Origin of the sequence: Methyloceanibacter sp., assembly GCF_051306395.1 — a bacterium.
Lineage (GTDB): Bacteria > Pseudomonadota > Alphaproteobacteria > Rhizobiales > Methyloligellaceae > Methyloceanibacter.
In genome coordinates this window covers 49652-59025 of the sequence record NZ_JBPPND010000202.1, presented here as the reverse complement: position 1 = coordinate 59025, position 9374 = coordinate 49652, and the positions used below count along the sequence as shown (strand labels likewise).

Below are 9374 nucleotides of genomic sequence, written 5' to 3'. Positions count from 1 at the left end.
GGGCTGTCCGTAAGTGGCTTTATATATCCTTGTTTTCCAGTGCTTTAGTCAAGAGCGTTGGCGACCCCGACAGGATTCGAACCTGTGACCCTCAGATTAGGAATCTGATGCTCTATCCTGCTGAGCTACGGGGTCGAAACAGACGGTTCGCTTGGGTGTAGAGGAGGCTTTGGTCCCTCGCAAGCCGCGAAACGCTTGATTCTCGGGTGAGGGCGCTGGTGCCGGGGCTTCATCCGGGCTTTCTGATCGGTTTGCACAACAGTCCGAAAACGCTAGGCTCCTCAACCGGGAGGAACGCCTCGCCCGGGGGAGCGCCTCCTGGAGGGTGTGAGTCATGTCGGCCGCTCGGAAACAGGCGGAGACGGTCGCCGCTAAGGTCATGCGTCTGCTGGGTGCCGCTCCCGGCGGAGCCGATGTCGAGGCTTTGACTCTCCTCATCGATCAAGCCCTCAGCCAAGCCGCCCAATCGCAAGAAAAGCGCGACCTGGAACGGATCGCCGAGGTCCAGGCCTCCGCGCATGCCCATCTCGGACAGTTGCTCAATGCTTCGCCGGCCGTGATCTATTGCCGGGCCGCGAGCGGGGATTACAAGCCGACCTTCGTGAGCGACAGCGTGACGAAGCTCTTCGGCTGCAGCCCGCGCGAATATCTCGGAGATCCCTATTTCTGGCGCAACCGCGTGCATCCCGACGACGTAGCACGCATCGACGCCTGGGTAGACCGGATGTTCGAGCGCGATGAGCGTTCTATCGAGTATCGGGTGCACCGCGAGGATGGCGGTCACATGTGGCTGCATGATCGCCAGCACGTGGTGCGCGACAGCAAAGGCGAGCCGATTGAGATCGTTGGCTCATGGACGGATGTTACCGAGCGTAAGGAAGCCGAAGAGGCCGAGGCGGTAGCCCGCACGCAACTCGACGTGCTGCTCGGCGCCGTCCCAGTCGTGGTCTACAGCTTTGCCGCCACGGGCGACTACAGGCCGTCCTATGTGAGCCCCAGCATCACGCGGATCCTGGGCTATCAGCCCAACGACTATCTCACCGGACCGGATTTTTGGCGGCAGCACGTGCATCCGGACGATCTCGCCGAGATCGAGAAAAAGCAGGGCGACCTTTTCAGAAACGGCGCGAATTGGATGGAGTACCGCTTCCGCCGGAAGGACGGCAGCTATTGCTGGGTGAGCGACGAACAGTATCTCATCCGTGACGAGGCGGGACAGCCTGCCGAGGTCGTGGGCTCGCTCGCCGACATCGATGATCGGAAGGCGGCCGAACTTGCCTGCGAAGCGGCCCAAGTTGAACTGGAGAAGGCCAGTCGGGCCGCGCTCGAAGCCAATGAAGCGAAAAGCGTCTTCCTCGCCAATATGAGCCACGAGATCCGGACGCCGATGAATGCCGTCATCGGCCTGTCCCATCTTGCCTTGAAGACGGAACTCAGCCCCAGGCAGCGCGATTACGTTCTCAAGATCAAAAGCTCGGGACAACACCTGCTCGGTATCATCAACGACGTTCTCGATTTCTCGAAGATAGAAGCCGGCAAGCTGACGATCGAGCATATCGACTTCGATCTCGACAAGGTGCTGGAGAATGTCGGGAACTTGATGTCGGAGAAGGCCTCGGCCAAAGGCCTCGAGTTGATCTTCGACGTGGAGCCGCGTGTCTTGGCCCACTTCAAGGGCGATCCGCTTCGTCTCGGTCAGATCCTCATCAATTTCTGCTCCAACGCGGTCAAATTCACCGAGACCGGCGAGATCATGGTTCAGGTGCGCGTGCTCGATGACTCCAAGGACGGCCAGCTTGTGGAGTTCTCGGTCACGGATACCGGGATCGGTATGACCGCCGAGCAGGTGGATAGGCTGTTCCAAGCCTTCGAGCAGGCCGATGCCTCGACCACGCGCCGCTATGGCGGGACGGGGCTCGGACTTGCCATCTCCAAGCAGCTCACGGAACTCATGGGTGGAACTGTCCAGGTAGAGAGCGAAACCGGCAAGGGCAGTGTGTTCCGTTTCACGGCGCGCCTCGGCAAGGGATCCGAGGTGCCGCGGCCGCGCTTGCTCCAGTCCGACTTGCGGGGCCGGCGCGTGCTGGTGATCGACGACAACTCACACGCACGCGCGGTACTGGGGAATATGCTCACCAGCATGACCTTCACCACGGACGAGGCTGCCTCCGGCGAAGAGGCGCTGGAGATGATGGTTCAGGCCGCCAAGCTCGGAGAGCGCTACGAGATTGCGTTCATCGACTGGCAGATGCCCGGGCTCGATGGGATCGAGACCGGACGGCGCATCCAGGCCTTGGCCGACGGGTCTAAGCCGCCGCATCTGGTGATGGTCACCGCCTACGGGCGCGAAGAGGTTCTCAAGCAGGCCGAGGAGAGCGGCTTTGAGAATGTTCTGATCAAGCCGGTCACCTCGTCGATCCTGTTCGACACTGCCGTCGTCGTTCTCGGTGGGGAGAGCGGTGACTTCGAGCCCGTGCAAGCCGCCCCCGCGATCGAAACCGATATCCTGCGAGGCGCGCGGGTCCTTTTGGTGGAGGACAACGAGATCAACCAAGAGGTGGCTATCGGCCAGCTCGAAGACGCCAACATCTTCGTGGACCTGGCCGAGAACGGCGAGCAAGCGATCCGCATGATCGAGAAGAACGACTACGACGTCGTGCTGATGGACATGCAGATGCCCGTCATGGACGGCGTTGCCGCCACGCGCATTTTGCGCTCCGACCGGCGCTACCGGGATCTGCCTATCATCGCCATGACGGCGAACGCTCTCGCGTCCGACCGCGAGCTCTGCCTAAACGTCGGCATGAACGATCACATCGCAAAGCCGATCGATCCCCACCAGCTATTCGGTGTGCTGATGCGTTGGACCCGCAGGGACGATCGTGACGATCACGGAGATGTGCCTGGCGTTCCATTGCCGCTCGACGCCGGCAAGAGCGACATGGCCCCGTTGGCGATACAGGGCATCGACACCGGCGCGGGTTTGCGTCTCACCGGCGGCAACCGCGCCCGCTATGAGGTTCTGTTGCGGAAATTCGTCGAACGGCAGGCCGATACGATCGGTGTCATACGCTTTGCGTTATCCGAGGGTGACGCGGGCGCCGCCGAACGGGCGGCGCATTCCCTCAAAGGTGTTGCCGCGACGCTTGGCGCCAGGGCTTTGTCGGCTGCCGCGGCGGAGGCTGAAGTTCTTATCCGGACCGGTCAGGACGCGGAGCAGGCCTTGGAGGCTCTCTCTCTTGCGCTAGAGCCCGTGATCAATGGCATCGACGCGGCATTGCCGCCGGAGGCGGACGATGACGCCACCGCACAGCTGTCGGGCGATCCGAGCACGGTCGTTGCCCCGCTCGCCAGGCTCAAGCAGCTCCTGGAAACCGACGATGGCGAAGCGGCCGATTTCGTCATCGACGCCAAGTCTCAGCTGGCTGGCGTCCTCACGCCCGGCGAAATCAAAAAACTGTCGACGCAGGTCGGGAATTTCGAGTTCGATGCCGCACTCGAGAATTTGTCGGGCATCGCCTCGCGCCTCTCGATCGATCTCGGAGGCGGATCGTGACCGGCTCTAAGCGAAAGCTCGTCCTGATTGTCGACGATACACCGACGAATGTTTCCGTGGTTTCCGGCGTGCTCAAAGATCAATACCGGACCAAGGTGGCCACCAACGGCGAGAAGGCCTTGGCGATTGCGACGGCGGAGGAGAAGCCCGATCTCATCCTGCTCGATGTGATGATGCCCGGTATGGACGGATTTGAGGTGTGCCGCAGGCTCAAGGCGAACCCGGATACACGAGAAATTCCGATCATCTTCCTCACGGCCAAGACCGATTCCGTCGACGAGGAGAACGGCTTCGAGGTTGGCGCGGTAGACTATATTCATAAGCCCTTCTCCGCGCCGATCGTCCTTGCCCGCGTAAGAACGCAACTTGCTTTGCAGGACGCGGTCAGCGAGGCGCAGGATGCGCGCGCCCAAGCGGATCAGTTGCTGCATGCCTTGCTGCCAAAGAAGGCGGCGGACGAGATCCGCAGCTACGGCACGGTGATCCCGCGGCGTTACGAGAACGTCGCGGTTCTGTTTTGCGACGTGAGCAACTTCACGGCCTATTGCGATCAGCACGAGCCGGAAGATGTGATCTCACGGCTCGATGCGCTGTTCGTCATCTTCGAGCGCGTCACCGCCAAACACGACCTCGAGAAGATCAAGACCATCGGCGACGGGTTCATGGCGGCGGCGGGTCTCTTGCGCGAGGTGGAGGATCCGATTGGCGCGGCGGTGCGCTGCGGCCTGGAGATGGCCTCAACCCTGATCGACGCCCATCTCGGTTGGGAGGTGCGCGTCGGCGTACACGCGGGCCCGGTGGTGGCCGGCGTTGTCGGCCAGGAGCGCTATCAGTTCGACATCTGGGGCGACACCGTCAACATCGCGGCGCGCATGGTCGGCATGAGTGCGCCCGGCACTGTCGCCGCCACGGCGGAGATCTGGGAACAGCTTCGCTCGACCTTCCACGGCGAGGCCCTTGGTGAGCTCGAAGTCAAAGGCAAAGGCACGATCTCGATCTTCGGCATCCGGGCGCTGCCGGCGTAGCATTCACCGGCGGCGGGCACTCCTTCCGGCGCTTTACCGGGAGTTCTCCCGGGCCGCATAGGGCAGAGAAACCTCCCAAATCGTCGCATTGACGCTGCTTCGCCATGGCGGCTTTACTGATGATGCTGGGCATCCTGACCATCAAGAACACCATAGGGAGGAAGGATGTCACTCCACTTCATACGACTCTCGATCGCCGTTGCCGCGCCGCTCGCTATTGCCCCAGCGGGCGCGCTTGCCGCCGAGCATGTGGTGAAAATGCTCAACGACAACGGCAAGGGCGAGTACATGGTCTTCGAGCCGAGCTATATCGAGGCCGCGCCCGGCGACACGGTGAAGTTCGTGGCCGTGGACCAGTTCCACAATGCCGAGACGATGCCCGAGATCTGGCCCGAAGGCGCGGCGACATTTCAGGGCGAACTCTCCAAAGACGTCACGCTCACGATTGAGGAACCCGGTGTCTATGGCATCAAGTGCCAGCCGCACTGGCGCAGCGACTTTACCATCACCATCGAACGGAAGGCCCTGGCGATGTTGGAGGCGGCCGGTCTCGACCTTGGGGCGCTTCCCGGCAAGCTCGTGCGCGTGCGGGGTTTTATCGAGTGGTGGAACGGCCCGATGATCGCGGCCACCCATCCCGAGCAGATCGAGGTCTTGGCGCCGGCATCGCCCGCCGGCTGAACTCCCCAAACGAAAATGGCCGGGCTTTTGGCCCGGCCATGATCCGATCCAAATCTCGGACGCCGTTTAGGCAGCCTTGCCGTGCGGTTCGGCCTCGGCAGCCGCTTTGGCAGTGCGTGCGGACTTTGCGAGCACGTCATCGATCTTGGCGACGGCGGATGCCTCGTCCAACTTCTCCACGGCGGCAAGCTCGCGCGCCATGCGGTCGAGCGCGGCTTCGTAGAGCTGACGCTCGGAATAGGACTGCTCGGGCTGGGCTTCGGAGCGGTACAGGTCGCGCACCACCTCGGCGATGGAAATGAGGTCGCCGGAGTTGATCTTGGCCTCATACTCCTGGGCGCGGCGCGACCACATGGTGCGCTTCACGCGGGCCTTGCCCTTGAGCGTCGTGAGGGCCTTCTTGACCACCTTGTCCTCGGACAGCTTGCGCATGCCGACGCTCTCAAGCTTCGAGGTCGGGACGCGAAGGGTCATCTTGTCCTTCTCGAAGTTGATGACGAACAGCTCAAGCTTCGCACCGGCAATCTCTTGCTCTTCGATGCTGACAATGCGGCCAACGCCATGGGCCGGATAGACGATGTACTCGTTCGTCCGAAATCCGTGTCTTTGCTGGGGTCTTTTCTTTTCCGGCATGCGATCGCCTCACTATTGAAAAATTACTTTGTGGGCGCGAAAGCTTGGAGCGTGAGCTTGCCCTAGAAACTCGAAAGGCCAGCGATTGGTTCGCCGGCGCCGCCAAGAGCGGCTTTCGCGGGGCAATAAGCGAGTGGTCGATCAGGAGGCCTGATCGTGCCAACTCCCTCAAGTCAGAAAAAAGCGCGCCCAAATAATGGCGTCGCCTCTTTTGGTGCTTCACGCGCCGACAGTCTGCGCCATTTCAAAAGCACCATATCACAAATTTAGTGAATCTGGAAGCCGCGCGGCAGTGCAGCATGGCGCATGAGGCGGCGCAATATGCGGCATTTTGACCATAGGGTTAACGCTTAACCCCTGGAAGGTCCTCAATCCCCTTCCCCCGGTTCCTGGGAGAAATATTTACCGAACTTGTCCGGCTCGGAGACGAAGGCGTCGGCGTCCGGGGGCGCGGGCTTCTTGGTGGTGATGTTGGGCCAAGTCTCCGAATACTGCCGGTTCACCTCCAGCCATTGGTCCAGGCTCGGCTCGGTATCCGGCTTAATAGCGTCCACCGGGCATTCCGGCTCACAGACGCCGCAATCGATGCATTCGTCAGGATGAATGACGAGCATGTTGGCGCCCTCGTAGAAACAATCCACGGGACAGACCTCAACACAGTCGGTGTACTTGCACTTGATGCAAACTTCAGTGACGACGTAAGTCATCGATTCCACATGCTCTGAGGCTTGCCCAGCCTTGTTCTCTAAAAGTCCTTATCGGGCTGTCCGACAAGCCCTGGGAGCGCCCTGCGTATAACAATAGGACGAGCAGCACAAGGCAGCGCAAGACCCCGCAAACCCTTATTTTTGGGATGCATTTGCGGCTTGGGACGCCACCATTAGGTTGAATTTCTTGGTCCGGACTAAGGGCGCGTCAATCTATTTATGGCACCTCCCGTTGGTTGTTCCGCGGTGGGCGCGCACGTAGTTGTCCGCCCGACTTTGGCGCGCCGAGAGGGGGGCCAATCTGGAATGCAAGACGTGTCCGGAGCCCTTAGCAAGCGGCTGCACCTAGCCCAGGTCTGGCCCTTGGTGGCTGTGGGCCTGCTCGGCCTGGCGGTCGCCGCGGCGGCCTGGGTCGCGGTGTCGGTCTGGGAGGAAAGGCTCGCCAAGGCCCGGTTCAATGACGGGGCGGGCGATTATCAGGCGGCTCTGCAAACCGGATTAGACCGCTATATCGACGAGATCCGGGCGGTTCGAGCCCTGTACGACGCCTCCCAGAGCGTGGACTTCCGAGAATTCGACCTCTTCACCCGCCAGATTCTCAGCGGCAACCGGGACGCGGTCGGTGCACGAGCTGATCATTCACACGATCCAATCGTCCGAATCCGATGGAGCCCGCTGGTGACAGGCAGTGAACGGGCAGCCTTCGAGCGCGCACAGCAGGCTGGCGGTCACAATGACTTCGCCATCACACAGTGGACCCTGGCCGCGCGTATCAAGGCGGAAAGACCGCGCGCCGAGTACTTCCCGGTCTTATTCAGCACCGACCACGACACCGATCCCGCCATCATCGGCATGGACCTGAACTCCGAGCCTGTCCGGCGGGACACGATCCGGCGGGCCATTGCCACCGGGAGCATGGCGACCGCGCAGGACGTCATCCTCCGGGAGCCCGGCGGCAACGACGTGCGCGGCTTCTTCGTCGCGTTGCCGGTTTACAAGCAAGGCGCGCTTCAGGGCGCTGGAGCCAAGCCCCAGGAATTACTCGGCGTACTGACTGCAAGTTTCGAAACCGAGCCGCTGATGGACGCCATTCTCGATAAGGCGGGTCTGCCGCCCACGGTCGCCGTCTATCTCTTCGCCGCCAATGCAGGCGAGAAGTCGGTACCCCTGTTCAGCCGTAGCGAGTCGCAATCCTGGCTGGCCCTGGATAAGGAGAAGGTCCAGGAGCAGCCCCATTGGTCATCACGGCTCGTCGTCGGCGATTCCCGGTGGGAGCTCTTCCTCGTGCCCATCAAGGGCGCCATGGTCGGGTACTACCGCACTTGGCTCGTCATCGGCGTGATCGGACTGATCTTCGCTGCGGTGCTCGCCTATATGTGGTCGTCGCTGCGGCACACTTTGCGCCTTGAGACGGCCAACCGGCGCATCCTCCAGCTCGCGCAGACGGACATTCTGACGTCCTTGGCAAATCGCCGCGCCTTCATGAAACGGCTCAAAATGGCCTTCAATGCGAGCCTGCGCGGCTCACCGGCATTCGCCGTGCTCTACCTGGACATCGATGACTTCAAGGACGTGAACGACACGCTTGGCCACGCCATGGGCGATCAGCTTCTCAAGGAAGTCGTGGCGCGGCTAAAAAGCGTGGTGCGGGAGGAAGACCTCGTCGCGCGCTTCGGCGGCGACGAGTTCGCCGTTCTCGCCTCTAACGTGAACGATCCCATGGAAGCCGGAACGCTCGCCGCCAGAATTGGCAAGGTTCTGACCGACCCCTTCATCATCGACGGTCACAAAATCTCCGTCGCATCGAGCATCGGCATCGCACAGTTCTCACGCGATATCGCCGGCCCCGAAGCGATGATGGTCCAGGCCGATCTCGCGCTCTATGGCGCCAAGGACGAGGGGCGCGACTGCTATCGCTTTCACAGCGAGGATCTCGACAGGCAAGTGCATGAACGGGTCCGCGTCGCACACGAGCTAAGGACGGCGATCGAGGACGGCGAACTGGAGCTCTACTACCAGCCGCAAGTCGAGCTGGCGACGGGGCGCTTGACGGGGGTCGAGGCCCTGGTGCGGTGGAACCACAAGACGCGCGGGCTGCTCACGCCCGGCTCGTTCATTGCCATTGCGGAGCGTACCGGTGCGGTGCAGCCGCTTGGCAACTGGATCTTCGATGAGGCCTGCCGGCAGATGAAGGCGTGGCAGGCCGAAGGCGTCGCGCCACACGTGCTCGCGGTCAACGTCTCGGGCGTTCAGCTCAAGTCCGCCGAGCTCGAACGGGAGGTCGAGGCCAGCATCGCCAAATGGGGCCTCAATCCCGGCGAGGTCGAACTGGAGCTCACCGAATCCGTTCTCATGGAGGCGACGCAACGGCACGGCGCTACCCTTGAGTCTCTGCGCCGCATGGGAATCCGGATTGCCATCGACGATTTCGGCACGGGCTATTCGTCACTCAAATATCTAACCACATATCCGGTCAACCGCCTGAAGCTCGCCCAAGAGTTCGTGTTCCGCGTGACGGTGGATTACCGGAACGCCGCCGTGGTACGCGCGGCCATCCGGCTTGCGCATGAGCTCGGCATCGATGTGATCGCCGAAGGCGTGGAGACGGAGGCGCAAATGCGCTTCCTGATCGGCGCCGGTTGCGAGCAAGCGCAAGGCTATTTCTTCAGCCGGCCGGTGCCCGTGTCCCAGATGACGGCGCTGCTTCATGAAGGATATATCAAGCCCGCGCCTCCGCCGCAGCAGCCGCGATTCACCTCCGCCGCGTAATCC

The 9374-nt window shown here is 61.9% G+C and carries 5 protein-coding genes, 1 tRNA gene and 1 pseudogene; 4 read left to right on the top strand and 3 right to left on the bottom strand.

The annotated features are described in order from the left end of the window. Positions 1-58: 58 nt before the first annotated feature. Positions 59-135, bottom strand: a tRNA-Arg gene (locus ACSLE4_RS10660). 199 nt (positions 136-334) lie between these two features. On the opposite strand from ACSLE4_RS10660, the gene ACSLE4_RS10655 reads away from it, so the two are divergent. The 3 genes from ACSLE4_RS10655 to ACSLE4_RS10645 all read left to right on the top strand — a co-directional run bounded on the left by ACSLE4_RS10655 (position 335) and on the right by ACSLE4_RS10645 (position 5262). Next, entirely contained in the window at positions 335-3556 is a 3222-nt protein-coding gene (locus tag ACSLE4_RS10655) for a response regulator (RefSeq protein WP_435904435.1), read from the top strand. Beyond that, positions 3553-4581: an adenylate/guanylate cyclase domain-containing protein gene (locus tag ACSLE4_RS10650; RefSeq protein WP_435904434.1), complete on the top strand. Its 1029-nt coding sequence runs from the start codon at positions 3553-3555 to the stop codon at positions 4579-4581. The genes ACSLE4_RS10655 and ACSLE4_RS10650 overlap by 4 nt, the downstream gene beginning before the upstream one ends. 165 nt (positions 4582-4746) lie before the next feature. Next, complete coding sequence (locus tag ACSLE4_RS10645; protein ID WP_435904433.1) at positions 4747-5262, top strand: plastocyanin/azurin family copper-binding protein; 516 nt, start codon at positions 4747-4749, stop codon at positions 5260-5262. Between the two features lie 66 nt (positions 5263-5328). Here ACSLE4_RS10645 and ACSLE4_RS10640 read toward each other — a convergent pair. Next, a pseudogene (locus ACSLE4_RS10640) lies at positions 5329-5898 on the bottom strand (CarD family transcriptional regulator); the annotation flags it as partial. Positions 5899-6263: 365 nt separating this feature from the next. Continuing rightward, positions 6264-6602 (bottom strand): ferredoxin FdxA, encoded by a 339-nt coding sequence (gene fdxA, locus ACSLE4_RS10635; RefSeq protein ID WP_435904432.1) that lies wholly within the window; start codon positions 6600-6602, stop codon positions 6264-6266. 306 nt (positions 6603-6908) lie between these two features. On the opposite strand from fdxA, the gene ACSLE4_RS10630 reads away from it, so the two are divergent. After that, positions 6909-9371, top strand: a complete 2463-nt coding sequence (locus ACSLE4_RS10630; protein WP_435904431.1) for a putative bifunctional diguanylate cyclase/phosphodiesterase — start codon at positions 6909-6911, stop codon at positions 9369-9371. Positions 9372-9374 lie beyond the last annotated feature (3 nt).